The organism is Micromonospora sp. NPDC005710, assembly GCF_040630995.1.
Classification (GTDB): Bacteria; Actinomycetota; Actinomycetes; order Mycobacteriales; family Micromonosporaceae; genus Micromonospora.
Window position 1 is genome coordinate 238,025 of record NZ_JBEXYP010000002.1, and the last position, 14,213, is coordinate 252,237.

Annotated in this window: 13 protein-coding genes and 1 tRNA gene; 6 read left to right on the forward strand and 8 right to left on the reverse strand. The window is 70.9% G+C overall.

Annotation, left to right across the window (positions count from 1 at the left end; translation table 11 throughout):
• Positions 1 to 15: 15 nt before the first annotated feature.
• From ABZ406_RS03420 to ABZ406_RS03435, 4 genes are all read left to right on the forward strand, one after another.
• On the forward strand, positions 16 to 504 hold the full coding sequence (locus ABZ406_RS03420) for an MSMEG_6728 family protein (protein WP_357755737.1): 489 nt from the start codon (positions 16 to 18) through the stop codon (positions 502 to 504).
• A gap of 26 nt (positions 505 to 530) precedes the next feature.
• Complete coding sequence (locus tag ABZ406_RS03425) at positions 531 to 2,084, forward strand: FAD-dependent oxidoreductase (RefSeq protein ID WP_357755738.1); 1,554 nt, start codon at positions 531 to 533, stop codon at positions 2,082 to 2,084.
• 67 nt (positions 2,085 to 2,151) lie between these two features.
• Positions 2,152 to 3,363 (forward strand): hypothetical protein, encoded by a 1,212-nt coding sequence (locus ABZ406_RS03430; RefSeq protein WP_357755739.1) that lies wholly within the window; start codon positions 2,152 to 2,154, stop codon positions 3,361 to 3,363.
• Positions 3,364 to 3,611: 248 nt separating this feature from the next.
• The gene (locus ABZ406_RS03435) at positions 3,612 to 4,055 is read left to right on the forward strand and encodes an HNH endonuclease (RefSeq protein WP_357755740.1); all 444 of its coding nucleotides are present in this window, start codon (positions 3,612 to 3,614) and stop codon (positions 4,053 to 4,055) included.
• Positions 4,056 to 4,125: 70 nt separating this feature from the next.
• Here ABZ406_RS03435 and ABZ406_RS03440 read toward each other — a convergent pair whose 3' ends face one another.
• The 3 genes from ABZ406_RS03440 to ABZ406_RS03450 form a co-directional block, all read right to left on the reverse strand.
• Positions 4,126 to 5,694: a serine/threonine-protein kinase gene (locus tag ABZ406_RS03440; RefSeq protein WP_357755741.1), complete on the reverse strand. Its 1,569-nt coding sequence runs from the start codon at positions 5,692 to 5,694 to the stop codon at positions 4,126 to 4,128.
• Positions 5,695 to 5,775: 81 nt separating this feature from the next.
• A complete protein-coding gene (locus ABZ406_RS03445) occupies positions 5,776 to 6,543 on the reverse strand; it encodes an enoyl-CoA hydratase/isomerase family protein (protein WP_357755742.1) in 768 nt (255 codons plus the stop codon).
• A 132-nt stretch (positions 6,544 to 6,675) separates the two neighbouring features.
• Positions 6,676 to 9,063 (reverse strand): M4 family metallopeptidase, encoded by a 2,388-nt coding sequence (locus tag ABZ406_RS03450; protein ID WP_357755743.1) that lies wholly within the window; start codon positions 9,061 to 9,063, stop codon positions 6,676 to 6,678.
• Positions 9,064 to 9,231: 168 nt separating this feature from the next.
• Between ABZ406_RS03450 and ABZ406_RS03455 the strand changes: the two genes are divergently transcribed.
• The gene (locus ABZ406_RS03455) at positions 9,232 to 9,780 is read left to right on the forward strand and encodes a hypothetical protein (RefSeq protein WP_357755744.1); all 549 of its coding nucleotides are present in this window, start codon (positions 9,232 to 9,234) and stop codon (positions 9,778 to 9,780) included.
• Here the strand turns inward: ABZ406_RS03455 and ABZ406_RS03460 are convergent.
• The 5 genes from ABZ406_RS03460 to ABZ406_RS03480 all read right to left on the reverse strand — a co-directional run bounded on the left by ABZ406_RS03460 (position 9,768) and on the right by ABZ406_RS03480 (position 12,605).
• On the reverse strand, positions 9,768 to 10,412 hold the full coding sequence (locus ABZ406_RS03460) for a histidine phosphatase family protein (RefSeq protein ID WP_357755745.1): 645 nt from the start codon (positions 10,410 to 10,412) through the stop codon (positions 9,768 to 9,770). The genes ABZ406_RS03455 and ABZ406_RS03460 overlap by 13 nt on opposite strands.
• 102 nt (positions 10,413 to 10,514) lie before the next feature.
• The gene (locus tag ABZ406_RS03465; RefSeq protein WP_357755746.1) at positions 10,515 to 10,934 is read right to left on the reverse strand and encodes a VOC family protein; all 420 of its coding nucleotides are present in this window, start codon (positions 10,932 to 10,934) and stop codon (positions 10,515 to 10,517) included.
• A 35-nt stretch (positions 10,935 to 10,969) separates the two neighbouring features.
• Positions 10,970 to 11,371 carry an AraC family transcriptional regulator gene (locus ABZ406_RS03470; RefSeq protein WP_357755747.1) on the reverse strand — a complete coding sequence of 134 codons (402 nt, stop codon included), beginning with the start codon at positions 11,369 to 11,371 and terminating at the stop codon, positions 10,970 to 10,972.
• Between the two features lie 117 nt (positions 11,372 to 11,488).
• Positions 11,489 to 12,259: a hypothetical protein gene (locus ABZ406_RS03475; RefSeq protein ID WP_357755748.1), complete on the reverse strand. Its 771-nt coding sequence runs from the start codon at positions 12,257 to 12,259 to the stop codon at positions 11,489 to 11,491.
• Between the two features lie 269 nt (positions 12,260 to 12,528).
• A tRNA-Thr gene (locus ABZ406_RS03480) sits at positions 12,529 to 12,605 on the reverse strand.
• A 341-nt stretch (positions 12,606 to 12,946) separates the two neighbouring features.
• Here ABZ406_RS03480 and ugpC point away from each other — a divergent pair.
• A complete protein-coding gene (gene ugpC, locus ABZ406_RS03485) occupies positions 12,947 to 14,038 on the forward strand; it encodes a sn-glycerol-3-phosphate ABC transporter ATP-binding protein UgpC (RefSeq protein ID WP_357755749.1) in 1,092 nt (363 codons plus the stop codon).
• Positions 14,039 to 14,213: the final 175 nt, after the last annotated feature.

Below are 14,213 nucleotides of genomic sequence, written 5' to 3' on the forward strand. Positions count from 1 at the left end.
GGGTAGAGCAGCGACATGCAGACGTTCCTCCCGTACCCGGGCTTTCTGGCCAGCGCCCGCACGCTGGACCAGAAGCGGCTGGGCAAGCAGCGGGTGGAGGCCATCCAGGTGCTGCGCGGGCTCACCCGACCCGGGTACGGCTGGCGCAACCACCCGGCCGTGAAGATGTGGGCCGGGTACGAGGAGGCGCTCGTCCGCTACGGGCTGGACATGTGCGCGGTGTGGACCGAGCCGGGGCGGGCGGACACCTGCGCGACCACGATGACAGTCGACCTGGCCGCCGCCTGCGGGGCCGGCGTGATCCGAACGCAGGACGAGCTGGCCGGTGCCGGTGAGCTGCCACCGTGGCTGGGCCGGGACGACCTGCACCTGAGCCACCGCTCGTCGCTGCTGCGCAAGGATCCGGCGCACTACCGCCCGCTGTTCGGCGATGACGTACCGGAGGATCTGGAGTACGTCTGGCCCGCCTCGGACCGTCCCCGCCGATGCTTACCAGTCGACTGAGCCGAAAGTGGGGCAGACTGGCCCCCATGGCGCTGTCGCAAGTGGTAGGTCGGTTGATTGGCGTACGGCAGCATCAGGTGGACCCGGGCGGCGGTGGTGCCGACCGGGTGCCGCGACCGACGACGGCGCTCGTGGTGGGTGGCGGCATCGCCGGCATGTCGGCGGCTGTGGTGCTGGCGGAACGGGGTGTGGCGGTCACGGTGCTGGAGGCGGCACCCACGCTCGGCGGTCGACTGGGTGCCTGGCCGGAGGCGCTCGCCGACGGCAGCCAGCAGAACGAGCACGGTTTTCACGCGTTCTTCCGGCAGTACTACAACTGGCGGTCCATCCTCCGCCGGGTCGACGGTGATCTGGGCTTCCTGAAGCCCATCCCGGGCTACCCGATCCTGAGCGAGCAGTGGCCGACGGAGGAGTTCGGCAAGTTGCCGCCGGCACCTCCGGCGAATCTGCTGGCACTGCTGCTGCGCAGCCCCAGCCTGCGCCTGGCCGACCTGCGGCTGATGGATCGGGACGCCGCGTTGCCGCTGCTCACCTACGACCCGGTGCGCACCTACGCCGAGCTGGACGACACCACCGCCGACGAGTTGCTGGCGTCGCTGCGGCTGCCGGACCGCGCGCGGGCAATGCTGTTCGAGGTGTTCTCGCACTCGTTCTTCAACCACGAGGCGGAGATGTCGGCGGCCGAGATGGTCGCCCAGTTCCACTTCTACCTGCTCGGAAACCCGGAGGGGTTGGCCTTCGACTGCCCGGACGAGGACTACGCCACGGCGATCTGGGAGCCGCTGACCCGGCACGTGGAGAAGCACGGCGGCCGGGTCCTCACCGGCTGCGCCGCCACCGGGGTGCACCGCGATGGCGAGGGTTGGCGGGTGACGACCACGGACGGTGAGAGCCATCCGGCCGGTCACGTCGTGCTCGCCGTCGACCCGCCGGCGCTCGCCGCGCTTGTCTCCGCCTCCCCGGACCTGGCCGAGCAGGCCCCGGAGCTGGCCGCGAAGATGCCTGCCTTCGGCACCCCCGGCCCGCCGTACGCGGTGGCGCGCTACTGGTGTGACGGGGACGTGGCAGCCGGTCGGGCGGTGTTCAGTGGCGTGTCCCGCCAGCCCACCCTGGACTCGGTGACGCTGTACCACCGACTGGAGAACGAGCCGCGGCGCTGGGCGCAGCAGACCGGCGGGTCGGTGATCGAGCTGCACGCGTACGCCTGCGAACCCGGCGTGCCCGCCGAGGAGCTGGCCGAGCGGATGCGCCGCGAGCTTGTCGCGCTCTGGCCGGAGGCCGGCGACCTGCGGGTCCGCGAGCTGCGAGCCCGGGTCGAGGCGCAGGCGCCGGCGTTCACGCCGGGCAGCCATGCCTGGCGACCGGGGGTACGCACCGACGCTGACGGCATCTACCTGGCCGGCGACGGGATCGCCACGGACTTCCCGAGTGCGTTGATGGAACGCTCGGCCGCGACCGGGATCATCGCGGCGAACCACATCCTGCGCGCCGAGGGCGGCGCTGCCGAGCCGGTGCGCTCGATCCGGCCGCGTGGGCTGCTGGCCGGCCGCACCGGCCCGAAACGACAAAACACAACATAAGCCACGGTACGCTGCCGTACGCTCGAATGATCAACCGTCGATCGGCCAGGCGGGAGGGCAGCGGGAGATGTCACCACTGCATCGCGCCGGCACCGAGAACGGCTCGTCGATCGACGAGATCGGCCGCGACGACGCGTACCCGCTGATCCGCGACGAACGCGCCTGCATCGTCACAGCGCTCCGGCTGGGCTGGTGGATGGCGGACGCCTACCACCACGGGCAGCACGCCGAGCCGCGCGCCTTCGTCGAGGCCCGTCCCGCCGTACCGCCGGCCAAACTCTCCAACCTCACCGAGATGTCCTCCCACCGGCGGATGCGGATGTACCTCGACGGGGTGGACGTCGCCCTGGCCCAGATCGCCGACCTCACCCGGCACACCGGGCCGGTGCCCGACACGGCCGCCGCCCGAGCCCTGCTGCCCGACCTGGGCCGGCCCGACCCCGCCGACCCGGTGCCGTTGCTGCTCGCCCTCGACGACCTCAACGTGGAGGTGCTGCGCTGGGCGATGGCCGCCAACCACCGGGTCGGGCTGGCCTACCGGCTGGGCCGATCGGTGGCCGACACCGTCCGAGCCGGCGACGTCACACAGTTGCTGCGCCAGTTCGGCGGCCGGCAGGTCCAGATCAGCAGATGGTTGGACGAGCTGGCAAGCGTTCTGCCGCCCTACTCGGCCGCCGTGGTGCGCCGGTCGATGGCCGCCTGGGCGAGCGCTGTCGACAGCGCCGGCCGCGGGGATCCGACCGAGCCGGCGCCCGCCGCCCTGAGCCGGGCCCTACGTGGCCAGGGTGACCTCTGGCGCGACGTGCTCACCGGCGGTCTGCACCCCCGTGACCTGCTCGACGAGGAGGACTACGCGGTGATCGCCAGGAACCTGATCATCCGGGACCGTCGGCTGGTGGCGCAGGCGGCCCGGGGCATCTTCTGGCCGGTGCTCGTACCCCTGCTGTTGGTGCTGTTCGCTGTCGTCGGCGTGAGTGCCGCGGCGGCCGCCGGCTCACCGACCACCCGGGCCACCGTCGCCCTGGTGGGTCTGGGCGCCGGGCTGGCCGCGATCTGGCGATCGGTCTCCGGGCCCGCGCTGGCGGTCGCGGGCGAGGTCAACAGGCCCCTGCTCGACAGCGAACTCACCGCACGGATGGCCCTACGGCTGAACCGGCCGCTCACCACCGCCCAGGTGGCGGCGAAAGCGGCAACTCCCCGCACCCGCCGCCAGCGACGCCCCGAGGAGACCGGTCGATCGAAATACGTTGCCGGTACGTCCCGCGTCGACCTACCGTGAGCGCGCACTGTCAACCACCACCACGGGAGCAGGTCATGACGATGTGGCACGTCACCGCCGCGCTGTCGACGCTGCCCCGTGACGGTTACCGAGCGGAAGGTCCCCGGGCGGGCCGGCCCGACTGACGCGTACCCGTACGCGCCCAGCCGCCCCGTCCGACAGCCGGACCGGGCGGCTTTCTGCTGTCCGACCCGGCGTCGTCCCGCTCGTCGTCGTCCTGTTCGCCACCAGCACGGAGGGAGATTCCGGTGGACGCCGTCCTCGTCATCAACGCCGACCTCGGCCCGCTGCACCGGGTCACCGTCCAACACGCCGTCCGCATGCTCTGCCGTCGGGTGGCCGAGATCCACGAGGCCGAGCCGGACCGGGTGATCGGGGTCTTCCCGATGCCCCGGGTGGTGCGCCTGGTCCGCTTCGTGGTCACCCGGTGGAGGTTCAACTCCGGGCCGGCCTGGTCGCGCGCCGGTGTGCTGCGCCGCGACGACAGGTGCTGCGCGTACTGCGGCGGCGCGGCCACCACCATCGACCACATCCTGCCCCGCTCGCGCGGCGGCCGGAACACCTGGAAGAACACCACCGCCGCCTGCTACGCCTGCAACCAGCGCAAGGGGGACCGGACACCGGCGGAGGCGGGCATGCCGCTGCGCCGGGAACCGGTGAACCCGGGCTGGGGGGCGCTGGCGGGGCGGTGACGGACCGGCCGGCGGGAACGGGGGGCCGCGCCCCGGGTACGTCCCGGGCGCGGCACCCGCCGGCCCCCGATCAGGCGGCGCTTTCCCTGACCTTCGACTTCACCTGGCCACCGGGGCACTGCACCCGGATCTCGCTGCGGTACGCCGTGGACGTCAACTCGACGGTGATGTTCCTCGCCGGCCCCGGGTCGTACGCCTCGACCCGGAATCCGGGCGCGAGCACCACCTCGAGCACCTCGACCGACTTACCCACGCAACGAACGACGACCGTCCCGCCGCGCGCCTCGACGGGTCTGCCCGCTGTGGCGGTGGGCGCGGGAGTCGGCGCGACCCGGGTCGGGGCCGGGCCCGCGGCGGTGGGCGGCGGCGGGCCCGGTGCCACCGAGCCACCCGGACCGGTCGTGGGGCCGGTCCGGGTGGCGGACGCGGTGGTCCGGATCGGCGGCACGGCTGACGGTCCGGCGTCGAGCACCTCGATCGGCTGCTCGGTGTGGGGCATTCCCACCGCTGTGGTGCCCGTACCGCTGCCGGTCGGCGGGGTGCTCTGCCCCGGTCGACGATTACCGAAGTCACCGAGCGACCCGGCCAACGCCACCGCGGCGATCACGGCACCCCCGACGGTCAGGATGGCCCGCCCCCGACGCCCCGGCCCGCGCCTCCTGGGCCGCCCGGGCGAACCACCGGCCGGCTCAGCTCTGGTCGGCTCAGCACCGGTCGGCTCGGCCCTGGTCGGCTCAGCCCTGGTCGGCTCAGCACCGGTCGCGGTGCTGATCTGCTCGATGACGTCTACCTTCGGGTCGGCGACGGCGGCAGTCCCGCTGGCGGCGGCCCCGCTGGCGGCGGCGAGCAGGATGCGGGCCGCGTCGGCGGCCGACGGTCGGTCGGCGGGGTCACCGGCCAGGCACCAACGGTAGAGCCGGTACACCTCGGGCGGCACACCCTCGATCTCGGGCAGCGGGTCCGGCTCGAGGTGCGCGTACGTGCTGAGCGTCCCCGCCTGCTCCTCGGCGGGCCAGGGCAGCCGGCCGGTGAGCACCCGATGCAGCAGCAGGCCGAGGGCGTACACGTCGCTGGCCGGCAACACCTCGCCGGCCTGCAACCGCTCCGGCGCCAGGTACGCCGGTGTGCCCAGCAACCGCCCCTCGAAGTCGATCTCCGGGGCACCGGTGGCTGCCGCGATGCCGAAGTCGAGCACCTTCGCGCCGGTGGGTGTGAGCATCACGTTGCTCGGCTTGATGTCACGGTGCACGAACCCCTGGTCGTGGGCGGCGGCAAGCGCCGAAGCCACCTCGGCACACACCCGCAGACCGGCGCGCGGCGGCAACGGCCCGACGACCAACCGCCGTTCGAGGGTGTGCCCGCCGAGCAACTCCATCACCACGAACGGAACCTGGTCACCGTCCAACGCCGACTCGCCGTAGTCGTAGACGCTCGTGACATGCGGATGCGACAGCCGGGCCGCGGCCTTGGCCTCACCCCGGATCCGTTGTCGGGCGTTGGTGTCCGAGGCGACGAGCACCTTCACCGCCACGTCCCGTTCGAGCACCTCGTCGTACGCCCGGTGCACCGCCGACATGCCACCGCTGCCGAGGCGCTCCAAGAGCCGGTAGCGGCCCGCAAGCAACTGATCACGCTGCACGACCGACAGCCTGCCGTACCGGCCCGAGGTTCAGGTACCCGGGATCGAGGTGTTGCGATGGGTGGGAGCGGGTCGGCCGGGTCAGTCGCCGGTCGGGGGCCGCCAGGCGAAGCGGGGCTGTCGGCGTTCGGCGATCGCGGCGACCCCCTCCCGTGCCTCCCCGGTGGTCACCACCTTCCGGTGCCACCAGGCGATCCGGGCGGGCTCGGCCCGCTCGTCGATGATCTCCTTGGCGGCGGTGATGCTGAGCGGCGACCGTTGGGCGATCGTCGCGGTCAGCTCGTCCACCCGTGCGGCGAGCCGGTCGGCAGGTAGCACCTCTTCGACCAGGCCGATCCGCAGGGCGCGCTCGGCGTCGATCAGTTCGGCGGTGAACAGGAGATGCTTGGCGGCGGACGGGCCGACCAGCCGGGCCAGCCGGCGTGTCGTCGGCGCCGGATAGACGAGCCCGAGCCGGGCCGGCGGTACGCCGAAACGGGCGTCGTCCGCGGCGATCCGCAGGTCGCAGGCGACAGCGAGCTGTGCCCCACCGCCGACGCAGGCGCCCCGGATGGCCGCGATCGTCGGCTTGGCGAACCGGGCCAGTCGATCCTCGGCGGCCACCGCGATGCTGGTGTCACCAGCGTCCAGCAGCTCGGCCAGGTCACCGAGGTCGGCACCCGCGCAGAAGGCGTCGCCCGCGCCGGTGAGCACCAGCGATCGTACGGCCGGGTCGGGCTCCAACCGGTCGAGCAGTTCGGGCAGGCGACGCCACATGGCCGCGGTCATCGCGTTGCGCCGGGCCGGGTTGTGCATCACCACTGTGGCGACCGGCCCGGTCACCTCGACGGTCAACTCCGCGTCCGACACGTCGGCTCCTTCCCGCGTCACCTGCCCGGCGGCGCCGATCTGCCGTCGTCGCCCCGCTGCCGCGACCATAACGACGCGAGCCCGACGACCACCGTGAGGGGTGGTCGCCGGGCCCGCACGTGGGCCGTCAGGTCAGGAGACGGTGACCGCGGTGTCGTCGACCACGAAGGACGTCTGGAGCGAGGAGTCCTCCACGCCAGTGAACTTCAGGCTGACAGTCTGACCGGCGTACGACGCCAGCGAGAAGGACTTCTGGCTGTAGCCGGTGGCCTTGTTCAGGTTCGAGTAGGTCGCCAGCGTGGCCAGTACCGTTCCGCCCGAGTTCAGCACCTGCACGCGCAGCGTGTCGTACGCGACGCTGGTGGTGGTCTCGGCCGAGTCGATGTGCAGCCAGAAGCTGACCGTGTACGACGAGCAACCGGCCGGCAGGCTCACCGACTGGGCGAGGGTGTCGGTGCGGGTGGTGCCGTACCCGTTCAGCCAGGCCTTGTACGACCCGGTGCGAGCAGCCTGGCCGCTGTCGTTGGTGATCACGCCGGAGGAGGCCGACCAGCCGGTCGCGCCGGACTCGAAGCCCGGGTTGGCCAGCTTCTGCCCCGGGGCGGTGCAGCCGCCACCGGTGCCGTTCACGGTGAGCGTGTAGGTGGCGCTGCGGGTGACAGCGCCCGCGCCGTTCACGGTGACCGAGTAGGTGCCCGGCGGCGTGCTCGCCGAGGTGCTGATGGTGAGGGTGGACGAGCCGCCCGAGGTCACCGAGGCGGGGCTGAACGCGGCGCTCGCCCCACTCGGCAGGCCGGACGCGGAGAACGTCACCGTCTGCGCCGAGCCACTGGTGGTGGCGGTCGACACGGTGGTGGAGGCCGAGCTGCCCGGGTTGACCGAGCCTGCGGTCGGCGACAGCGTCACGGAGAAGTCGTTGCCGGTCGAGCAGGGTGCGTCGTTGCCGGCCACGTTCACCGCGGTCCACGCGGACTGCACGGCCTTGTACTCGGTGGAGCAGCTGCCGTACAGGTCGGTGGCCGCCCGCAGGCTGTAGGCGCGGGCGGTGTTCGCCGGGTTGCTGGAGCTGACGTACGCCGTGTTGGAGGTGAAGTAGACGTCGAGCGCCCGGAACCAGATCTTCTCGGCCTTGGCTCGGCCGATGCCGGTCACGGCGGGGGCGGATCCGCAGACGGGTGAGGTGCCGTACGCGGTGGAACCGGTGCCCTCGGCGAGGTTGAAGTAGAAGTGGTTGGCGACGCCGGACGAGTAGTGCACGTCCTTGTTCTTCGTGCTGGTGGACCAGCAGCTGTCCGAGGAGCCGTCAAGCGACGGGTTGTACATGTAGCGCAGCGGCGTCCCGTTGCCGTTGATGTTGATCTTCTCGCCGACCTGGTAGTCGCCCGGGTCGACGGAGGTGTTGGCGTAGAACTCGACCATGTTGCCGAAGATGTCGCTCGTGGCCTCGTTCAGACCACCGGACTCCCCGGAGTAGGTCAGACCACCGGGAACGACGTTCTCGGTCACGCCGTGGCTCATCTCGTGCGCGGCCACGTCGAGCGCGACCAGCGGGCGGGAGTTGCTCGAGCCGTCGCCGTACGTCATCCGGGAGCCGTCCCAGAAGGCGTTCACGTAGTTGTTGCCGTAGTGCACGCGGCTCGGCACGCCGGTGCCGTTGCCGAAGATGCCGTTGCGGGCGTGCGTGTTCTTGTAGTAGTCGAACGTCTTGGCGGCACCGAAGTGGGCGTCCACGCCCGCGGACTGCCGGCTGGAGGTGGCCCCGGTGCCCCAGGTGTTGTCCGCGTCGGTGAAGGTGGTGCAGCTCGACGTGCCGTTGTTCATGTCGCAGGTCGACCCGTTGCCGTGCGAGGGGTCGACCATCTGGTAGGTGCTGCCGGAGAGCGTCGTGTCGACGCTCACCGAGCCCGAGTAGAGGCTGTTGCCCGTGCCGGTCACCGACTCGATCTCGTCGAACGCGCCGACCGCCGCGCCGGTGGTGGCATCGGTGATCACGTGCAGCCGGGACGGGGTCTGCCCGTCGGGCTGCCATCCGCTGACCACTGTCTCCCAGGCCAGCCGACCCTGTCCGGAACTGGCGTCCACGAACAGTTCCGGCGTGCCCACCGCCTCGGCCTTACCGGCGAACCGGGAGCTGGCGGCCTTCTTCGCGGCTGCCGCGGTGGTCCTGGCCGAGGTGGCGAGGGTCAGCGGTGCGGCCAGTCCGACCGAACTGCCGGCGTACGTGCCGTTCGGCGCGGTGTGGATGACGAAGTCACCGCCGTACACCCGCAGGCCCTGGTAGGTCCGGGTGTAGCGGGTGTGCGCGGCGCCGCTCGGGTCCACCTTGGTGCTGTGCACCTGGTAGGACTCGGCGCTCGAACCCTGGACCGCGCCGGGGTTCGTTTGTAGGACGGTTGCCGCTCGGGCCACGGCGGAGGCGTCCGGCGAGTTGGGCGGAGCCGCGTGCGCCGTGGTGACGACGCAGGTCAGCAGGCCGCTGGTGAGCAGCGCTGCACTGACTGCGGCAAGGGGTCTTTTCACGTGCCCTCCTGGAAGGAGAAGAGTGTGACGGGGGTAGTCACACATGTAGATATAGCGATACATGCGCGAAGAGAAAAGCCCTCGACTGCTTCCAGACATCGGCAATGGCCGTTCGGATGATGGGACTTGACGGGGGAACCAACACCCTGAGCCGCGCGTCCGACGACCATGAGACCCGCCCCGATCACCGGCGTCACGATCGCGCTACTTGTCGCCCTCCTGGCCGGCTGCACCAGCGCCGACCGGGCCGACAGCACCCCTGACCAGCAGCCGAGCAGCCCCGGCACGACCCTGTCCGCTCCGACCACCGGCGCTCCGCCGCCGACCGCCGCCCCCACGGCAAGCCCCGAAGCCGGCGGCGCGGCCCCCCGGGTGACGGTGCGGATCTCCGGTGGCTTCGCCGGGCGCGGTGACTCCATCGCCGTCGAGCCGGACGGTCGGTGGACGGTGACGGACCGGGCCGGCAGTCGGCGCAACGGCCGGCTCACACCTGCCGATCAGGCCACCCTCGCGGGCCTGACCGCCGACCCCCGGCTCGCCGGCGAGGCGCGGCGGCCCAGCACGGCTACCAACTGCGCGGACGTGATGAACTACCGCCTCACAGTGGCCGACAACGACACCTGGTACGTCGACTGCCCGACCGACGGGCCGCCACCGCCCGCCACCCAGGCGGTGGTCAAGCTGCTCCTGCGGACCACAGCGACCTACGTCAGGTAGTCCGGGGGCAGGCCGGTGCCCCGCAACTCCGGCGGCAGGTGGGCCACATCGTTGACGGCGACCAGGTTCGGCGGGCCGGTCGCGCCGTACCGGATGACCGTCAGCCCCGCGTTGTGCGAGTTCAAGCCCAGCCACCGCCACTCCGGCGCATCCAGGGCATGCCGCACCAGCCAGGCGATCAGGAAGCTGTGCGTCACGACCAGCTCGCGGACCGGCTCGCCACCGCCGGGCCCTTCGGCGACCGGGCCGGCGAACCGCCGCACCGCGTCCGCCGTCACCCGCGGCCCGTCGACCCGCTCGGCCGCCGAGAACTGGGTCAGAAATTCGGCGTACGCGGACGGCAGGCCGGCCGGGTCCGTGTCGTGTGGGAGGTGGTCGCCGGCCAGCTCCGTCTCGTACACCGGAACCTCGGGCAGCGACGTGGCGATCAGCGCGGCGGTCTCCGCGGCCCGGAGCAGCGGCCCGTGATGGACGGCGGCGAACCGGCGGCCCCGCAGTCGTTCGCCCAGCAGGGTGGCCTGCCGCCGGCCCCGCTCCGACAGGCCGGTATCCGGTTCCCCGGCCTCGGTCCCCTCCAGCTCGGACAGATCCTGCTCGGCGTGTCGGGTCAGGTACAGCAACCGGGGCACCATGACCCCACCCCATCACACCGGGAGGTACGGGGGTGCCCCCGTACCTCCCGGTCTGCGGCTGTCGGCTCAGGCGCTCGCCGCGGTGTGGCTCAGCACCGACCCCTACGCCTGGGAGAACATCTGGCCGATGCGGATCCGGTTGCCGAACGGGTCCCGGATGCCGAAGTCGATCCCGTACGGGCGCTCGGTCGGCTCGTCGGTGATCTCGACACCCTTCGCCACCAGATCCTCGTGGGTCTTGCGGGCGTCGTCGGTCGTCATGAAGAGGTACCCACCGAGGGCGCCCTTGGTGAGCAACTCCCGGACCTGCTCCGCGGTGGCCGGGTCCAGCGCGGGCGGGCCCGGCTTCTCCAACAGGATCTCCCGCTGCGGGTCGCCGGGCAGGTTGACAGTGAGCCACCGCATGAAGCCGAGGTCCTGGTCGGTGTTGACCTCCATGCCGAGCTTGTTGACGTAGAAGTCAAGCGCGGCGTCCTGGTCGAGGACGTATATCTGGGAGCGGCTGATCGCGTTCATCGTCATGCCCATGACGCTAGACGTAGGCCGTGACCTGCTGCTTATCCAAAACTGCTGGGACGGGTCCAGGCTTTGGCGAAGCATGACGGCACGTTCGCCGCCGCGACACGTCGCCGCCGGAACTCCGAGGGCGACTCTCCGACGATCTGCCGGAACGTCCGGCTGAACGTACCCAGGCTTCCGAAGCCGACGGCGTAACAGATGTCCGTGACGTCCCGATCGGTCTCCACCAGGAAGGCCATCGCCCGCTCCACCCGACGACGTTGCAGGTAACGGTGCGGGGTCTCACCGAAGGTGGCCCGGAAGGTGCGGATGAAGTGCGCCTCCGAGACGTGCGCGATCCGGGCCAGCGCCGGAATGTCCAGAGGCTCCGCGTACGCCCGGTCCATCGCGTCCCGGGCGCGCAGCATCGCCCGGTTCGACTCCTCCACCGCGCGACTCATCGACCCCCCGGCCTCACTCCGCTCGCCGCCGGAGCCCAGGCTACCGCCAGGAGTTCTCTCGCCTGGTCAGCGGCACCCGCGCGCCAGAACCGACACCTGCCAGCCACGGCCGGGCCGTCACTTGCGGTAATAGAAGTCGGCGGCCTCACCGGCACCCTTCGGTGCGTTGATCTTCAAGGGCTTGCCGTGATCCTTCATGGTGGTCGTCATCGTCAGTTTCGGGCCGTCGTTGGGGCTCAACTCCACAGTGATCGAGGTGACCCAACCCGCGTCGTCGGTGGTGATCCTGAACGGTGCCAGGCGTGTGCCGATCGAGACGATGCTCGGTGCGCCCACGGGAAGGAACGACGTGGTGCTGTTGCCGTTGGGGTCGAATCGGCCGGCGTAGGTGTGCGGATCGACGCGATCCACCGAGATGATCGACGACGTGAACGCCTTCAGACCGGTCGGGTCGACCCAGTCGAAGCGCAGGAAGATGTCGTCGCGCTTCACCCGCTTCAGATCGACGTGCACCCAGTCCTTGTCGTCGGAAGGCCGTACGTAACTGTCGGTGCCGATCACGATCCGGCTTCCCGCCGACGGGTACTTCCCGCCGGTGACCGCGACGGTGGACTGGAATCGGCGCTTCTTCGGGTCGAAGGCGCCCGTGCCGGTGACCTTCTGCCCCTCGGGCAGGCCGCCACGCACCGCGTACCGGTGGGCGACCCCCTGCGACCGCTGTAATTCCGCGACCAGCTCGCTGCGGGCGTCGGGCGTCGGCGACGGCACGGCAGTGGTGACCTGAACCGGTTTCTCGGCGCTCGTCGGCTCCGTCTTGGGAGTGCACCCGGCAGCAATGAGCAGACCGCCGGTCAGACCCAGCACGAGCAGGGTGGTGCGCTGTTTCATTGTGGTTCCCCCGTGGACCGCCGCCTGGAGGCGGGACGGAGGCACGATAGCGAAAATGATCGACGCGCGGTGCCCCCCACGGTCGGACAGCGGATCGACGGCCCTGATCCGGCCGCGACCGACAGGTCATCCGATGGCCTCGGCGGAGCCGCCACACCCGGTGGGCACCGTCCGGGACGGACGGGCGCATATCGTCGTTGCCAGTAACCGTGCGGCTACTGTCGACTGATCGACTCGCGGCAGTGCCGCCCGAAAAGGTCTGATGTAATTGGAGCCCCCGGCCGGGATCGAACCGGCGACATCTCGCTTACAAGGCGAGTGCTCTGGCCAGCTGAGCTACAGGGGCGCGTGCGTCGAGGTCAGCATAGCGACTGACGTCCGGTAATCCCGATGCCCAGGCCTCCCGACCACGGGAATCGTCAACAACCCGACGCACTCACGCTTGAAGCTGCGTCGATTGATGTCCGCCCGTGCCCGAGTGACCGGAATGCGTAGCCCGCCTGGTGGGCTCGGCGCACCCCCGCCTTGGCAGCACGGGTAAACGCGTTTACGGTTCACTGACACGGACGACAACCGGGCGCCCTCGCGACCGGCCCGCCGTCTGCTCACCGGCACGGACACGTGCCGGTCTGCTCCTTCACTCGGATCGTCCGGCACGTTCCTGCCGGTGAAAGGAAGCGCTTCACCATGGCTACTGTCACCTACTCCAAGGCGTCCCGGGTCTACCCGGGCCAAGAGCGTCCCGCCGTCAACGAGCTGGACCTCGAAATCGGCGACGGGGAATTCCTCGTCCTGGTCGGCCCCTCCGGTTGCGGTAAGTCCACCAGCCTGCGGATGCTCGCCGGCCTGGAGGACGTGGACGCCGGTTCGATCTACATCGACCAGCGTGACGTCACTCACCTCCCCCCGAAGGCCCGCGATATCGCGATGGTCTTCCAGAACTACGCCCTCTACCCGCACATGACGGTGTACGAGAACATGGCGTTCGCCCTGAAGCTCCGCAAGACCTCCAAGTCGGAGATCGACCGGCGGGTCAAGGAGGCGGCTGCGCTGCTCCAGTTGGAGGAATACCTGGGCCGTAAGCCGAAGGCGCTCTCCGGTGGTCAGCGGCAGCGTGTCGCGATGGGCCGGGCGATCGTCCGCGAGCCGCAGGTCTTCCTCATGGACGAGCCGCTGTCGAACCTCGACGCCAAGCTCCGCGTGCAGACCCGTACCCAGATCGCGTCGCTCCAGGCCAAGCTGGGCGTCACCACTGTCTACGTCACGCACGACCAGGTCGAGGCCATGACCATGGGTCACCGGGTCGCGGTGCTGCTCGACGGTGTCCTCCAGCAGGTGGACACCCCCCGGGCGCTCTACGACACCCCGGCCAACGTGTTCGTCGCCGGCTTCATGGGCTCGCCCGCCATGAACATCAAGACCGTTCCGCTCAACGAGCGGGGTGCCGAGTTCGCCGAGCTGCAGATCCCGCTGACCCGCGAGCAGGTCGAGGCGGCCCGCGCCGAGGGTGGCGACGGCAAGGTCACCGTGGGCTTCCGCCCGGAGGACTGCGAGCTGGTCAGCCCGACCGAGGGCGGCATGCCGGTCGTGGTCGAGCTGGTCGAGGACCTCGGCTCGGACGCCAACGTCTACGGCCACGCCGCGCTGGGTGGCAACTCGGAGCGCTTCGTCGTCCGCACCGACCGGCGCAACATGCCGAACATGGGTGACACCGTGTTCGTCAAGCCGGTCGCCGGTCGCAGCCACGTCTTCCACGCCGCCACCGGTGGCCGGATCTGACGTAACGCCGTACCGACAGGGGCGGTCCGCTTCGGCGGGCCGCCCCTGTCGTCGTACCCGAAGCGGCTCTTCATCCCGTGGTGCCAGTGCTGACACGGCTCCGCGGGGTGACTCGGCACGGCTGGCCGTCCTCTTACCGTCACGGCGGGCGTGGACCCGTCAGATCTGACCACGA

Coding starts and splice junctions, on each gene's coding strand:
- ABZ406_RS03475 (WP_357755748.1), bottom strand. CDS start 12,259: ATGAAACAGCGCACCACCCTGCTCGTGCTGGGTCTGACCGGCGGTCTG.
- ABZ406_RS03465 (WP_357755746.1), bottom strand. CDS start 10,934: ATGACGATGAACGCGATCAGCCGCTCCCAGATATACGTCCTCGACCAG.
- ugpC (WP_357755749.1), top strand. CDS start 12,947: ATGGCTACTGTCACCTACTCCAAGGCGTCCCGGGTCTACCCGGGCCAA.
- ABZ406_RS03430 (WP_357755739.1), top strand. CDS start 2,152: ATGTCACCACTGCATCGCGCCGGCACCGAGAACGGCTCGTCGATCGAC.
- ABZ406_RS03470 (WP_357755747.1), bottom strand. CDS start 11,371: ATGAGTCGCGCGGTGGAGGAGTCGAACCGGGCGATGCTGCGCGCCCGG.
- ABZ406_RS03455 (WP_357755744.1), top strand. CDS start 9,232: ATGAGACCCGCCCCGATCACCGGCGTCACGATCGCGCTACTTGTCGCC.
- ABZ406_RS03420 (WP_357755737.1), top strand. CDS start 16: ATGCAGACGTTCCTCCCGTACCCGGGCTTTCTGGCCAGCGCCCGCACG.
- ABZ406_RS03460 (WP_357755745.1), bottom strand. CDS start 10,412: ATGGTGCCCCGGTTGCTGTACCTGACCCGACACGCCGAGCAGGATCTG.
- ABZ406_RS03425 (WP_357755738.1), top strand. CDS start 531: ATGGCGCTGTCGCAAGTGGTAGGTCGGTTGATTGGCGTACGGCAGCAT.